A 992-nucleotide genomic window follows, 5' to 3' on the forward strand; every position below is an offset into this window, starting at 1 on the left:
TGTTCAATGACGATCTGAGCATGTGGGGCACCTGCGATCTGGAGGACTTCGACCAGGCCTACAACGATATGCTCAACGCCCAGGGGGATGAGGACTATGTGGCCAAGGTAAAAGAGCTGCAGAGGATTGCCTCGGAGGAGGTCATCGGCATTGCCCTGTGCTGGGATACCGCCTACTACCCCTACCGCACCGACAAATACGAGGGATGGACGAACTTCCCCGGCTGGGGCGTCATCAACTGCGAGACCTGGTACAATCTGCATCCGATCGGCTGAGCAAGGGCCGGGAGCAGGGGCGGCGGAGACGTGCGCCCCTGCTCTGTATATAAAAAGGAAGGGGGTACGCTATTTGTGCTTTGCGAGTCTGGGAAAACGCCTGGTGGAGGCTGTTTTTATCATCTTCTGTATCATAACCATCAATTTCATCCTCATCCGGTTTATGCCTGGCGACCCGGTGGTACACATTATCGGTGAGGACGAGTATCTCCGTCTGGAGGCGGAGGCGCCGGAGGTGATTGAGGAGGTTCGGCGGGAGTATGGATTGGACAAGCCCCTGCCGGTCCAGTACATAACCTATCTCAACAAGACGCTGCACCTGGACTTCGGGAATTCTTACCGTACCAAGCTGCCGGTGCTGGAGACGGTTTTGTTCCGCATGCGCTGGACGCTGCTGCTCACCATACCCGCCATTGTGCTCTCCTCCGTACTGGGCGGAGGGCTGGGCCTGCGGGCGGGGTGGAAAAAGGGCGGCCTGCTGGACACCATCGCCTCACCCATTATGCTCTTTCTGAATACCATTCCAACCAACTGCATGGCGATTCTGTTTCTGATGGTATTTGCGTTCCAGATGGGGCTGTTTCCCATCAGCGGCATTACCTCCGGCGGCCTGTCGGGGCTGGAAAAGGCAGTGGATATCCTGTGGCACATGGCCCTGCCCCTGATGATCCTGGTGATCCTGCGCACGGCCTCCTATTACATGCTGATGAAGAGTAC

1 protein-coding gene and 1 pseudogene are annotated in these 992 nt (G+C 57.2%); both read left to right on the plus strand.

Features of this window, described 5'->3' with window-relative positions; all coding sequences use genetic code 11:
• Positions 1-275, plus strand: a pseudogene (locus HMPREF0372_RS19985) (ABC transporter substrate-binding protein); the annotation flags it as partial.
• A 73-nt stretch (positions 276-348) separates the two neighbouring features.
• Positions 349-992 (plus strand): ABC transporter permease (locus HMPREF0372_RS05010; RefSeq protein ID WP_039996711.1); only part of this gene is annotated, 644 nt, incomplete at its 3' end.

It is taken from the genome of Flavonifractor plautii ATCC 29863 (assembly GCF_000239295.1).
GTDB classification, from domain to species: domain Bacteria; phylum Bacillota; class Clostridia; order Oscillospirales; family Oscillospiraceae; genus Flavonifractor; species Flavonifractor plautii.